Annotated in this window: 3 protein-coding genes and 1 pseudogene; 3 read left to right on the top strand and 1 reads right to left on the bottom strand. The window is 66.0% G+C overall.

Annotation, left to right across the window (positions count from 1 at the left end; genetic code table 11):
- From B9S61_RS18620 to B9S61_RS18610, 3 genes and pseudogenes are all read left to right on the top strand, one after another.
- Positions 1-283: pseudogene (locus B9S61_RS18620) on the top strand (transposase); the annotation flags it as partial.
- 217 nt (positions 284-500) lie between these two features.
- Positions 501-1,382, top strand: a complete 882-nt coding sequence (locus B9S61_RS18615) for a hypothetical protein (RefSeq protein ID WP_258039733.1) — start codon at positions 501-503, stop codon at positions 1,380-1,382.
- Positions 1,383-1,475: 93 nt separating this feature from the next.
- Positions 1,476-1,865, top strand: coding sequence for a hypothetical protein (locus tag B9S61_RS18610; RefSeq protein WP_181007422.1), 390 nt, complete (start codon positions 1,476-1,478; stop codon positions 1,863-1,865).
- A 118-nt stretch (positions 1,866-1,983) separates the two neighbouring features.
- Here the strand turns inward: B9S61_RS18610 and B9S61_RS18605 are convergent.
- On the bottom strand, positions 1,984-2,633 hold a 650-nt coding region (locus B9S61_RS18605), incomplete at its 5' end, for an ISAs1 family transposase (protein WP_107499710.1).

Raw genomic sequence — 2,633 nt, 5'->3', positions numbered from 1 at the left:
CGACCTGCGGCCCGTCTATCACCGGCTCGAGGAACGCATACGCGCACACGTCATCCTCTGCTGGCTCGCTCTGCTGCTGATCCGCATCACAGAGACCACCACCGGTGCGACCTGGACGACCGTCCGCCGAGAGCTCGACCGGCTCCACCTCGGCACCTTCACCGGCCCCACCGGCCTGTTCCGGCAGGTCACCACCCTCACCAAGCCCCAGACCGACCTCCTGGCCAAGCTCGGCATCCCCGCACCGAAGCAGATCATCGCCCTCGAACCCACACCCCGCTGACCAGCACGAACACCAGCGCCTAGAGAAACGCCTCTCAGGCGCCCTCACCCATGTCCGCGCAGGTCAGACCACAGATTCGTGACTCTATGCCGCTGAATTACGCGGAACGCAGGTACGAGCATGGGAGACGGCGCCGATCGCAGGGCAGCTCAGCTGGCCGCCAAGCTCTGTAGAAAATGCCGGGCATGTCAGGGCCTTGGGGGTGAAGATGCCCATCATGGAAGAGACTGCAGTCGACGACTGGCCACCGGCAGACAATCCCTACGCAATCGCCGTATCGGAGGCTCAGTGGGCACGGCGTGATGTCGCGCTGTGCGTCCGGCGCATCCATGCTGGCAATGAAGTCGTCGGCGGGTTCGACTCAAGGCAGATCGACGCACGGCACTTGTGCATCGCGCTGCGGCAGTTGCTGACGGCGGAGACATTGGAGCAGGCCGCGCTGGCCGATCTCGGCATGGACCCGATGGTCGGACAGACGCTGGAACAGGCACGTAAGCGATTCGAACTGTCGCTGCCGGACATCACGCAAATCCGAAACGGGCTCATCCACTTCGAGAACTGGTCGCGCGGCCTGGGCCACGGTCCGCAGAGCCAGCGGGTCAAGGCTGGTGACGAACCGCGCGACGTGGCTCGCGCCTTCTGGGGTTTCGGCTACGACGTCACTACCGACACTGTCTCCATGGGGCCCTACCGAATCAACGTCACTGCCGCCGAGGAGGCCGCCGCCGAACTGGCTCATGCGATCTACATGGCTGCGCGTGCTGTCGACATGAAGAACACCACCGACCATCGTGATGCCGCCGCCCAGGTCCTCACCGACGCCGAAGTCCCTTGCGCACCGGTGGGGCCGGTACAAGTCTCTGCAGGGCTCGACGGACGTGTGTGGCTCTCCCTCGACTCCGCGGCCGTCGCTGAGGAGACCGAACGCCGCACCTTGTCTCGGAGGGCACTCTCCGCACTCGCTGGCGCGGGGTTCGGCATCACGTCGCTCGGGCAATTTCAGGCTGACGATCCAGCTCTCCAACTCGCTGCTGGGCAGGCGCTCCGCATCGAACCATGCGCCGCACGGCAGGCGCTCGCTACGGCGCCGCAAGGCTGAAGGGCGACAGTGCTGCTGCGGAGTACGTGGCTTGATGGAATCGCAGACCCAGCTGGTCTCTGTCCATTTGGACCACACCACCAGGAGGAACCAGTGTCATACCCGCAACTGCTCACCCCCGAGGAGAAGCTCGCCGACGCGAAGAAGCAGCTGAGCCTCCCGCGTATCGTCGTGATCTGCGGCTCCACCCGCTTCATGACCGAGATGACCGAGGCCGATCTGCGGGAGACCAAAGCCGGAAAGATTGTCGTCAAACCGGGCTGTGACATGAAGTCGCCGCACGAACTTTGGTCCGATCCTGTCGAGGCCGAGGCGCTGAAGGTTCGACTCGACGATCTGCACCGGGCGAAGATCCGGCTCGCTGATGAGGTGCTCGTAGTCGGCGACTACATCGGAGACAGCACCCGAGCCGAAATCGCCTACGCCCGGTCGCTGAGCAAGCCCATGCGGTTCACGCACCCCGAAGTCGACCCTGACGCCTGACCGCCCGCTGCCACCTCGACAACCAGGGCGGGCAGCCCGCCGCCTGACCGTCTCGCGGTGGCTTCGGCCGCCGCCCACCCACACCCCCTGCAGCAGGGCTGACGCAAGGTCGAATTTCTCAGCAAAGCCGCAGGTCGGAGGGTACGCCGAAGAGGTCCAGGGGTGCCTTGTGGGGTGACAGGGCGATCTGGCGCTTGGCGTCCGCGATGGAACTGCTCATGGTGCGCAGGTAGTTCATGGCCACCGATCGCAACGTCGAGGCGTTCTGCGGTCCGTGGCCGCTGCGGATGCGTGAGGCATCCTCGCCGAACGTCACATCCCGCACGTAATGGATCTTGTTCTCCACGCCCCAGTGGCCCCTCGCGTACCGCCCGAGCACCTCCGGAGCCGCCTCGGACGCCGACAGGTCGGTGATCAGGTAGACCGTCTCCCGCGTTCGCTTGCCCGTTGCCCGGTCGGTGCGGTGCCGGATGATCCGGGCAACCTGCTTGACGTGCGGAAACGCCAGCGACGTCCACGTCACTGCCTGCACCACCCGCGTCTCCCGCCGGCCGTGACCCACCTCGCTCTCCTTGTGCCTGGCCGTCACCTCGCTCCAGGGGATCGACCGGCACGCCTCCCACAACGCCGGCTGGTTCCGCTCCACCACCAGCACGAAGTGCGCACCCATCTCCTCCACCAGCACCTTCGCCGTCTCCACCTGCGTGTGCAGTGCGTCCGCCGTCACCACCCCGTGCAGGTCGGGCACCGACAACAGCGGCGCCGGCG

This window comes from Streptomyces sp. SM1, assembly GCF_002910825.1.
GTDB lineage: Bacteria > Actinomycetota > Actinomycetes > Streptomycetales > Streptomycetaceae > Streptomyces > Streptomyces okerensis.
The sequence above is the reverse complement of the archived record's forward strand: the minus strand, read 5'-3'. Positions and strand labels throughout refer to the sequence as shown.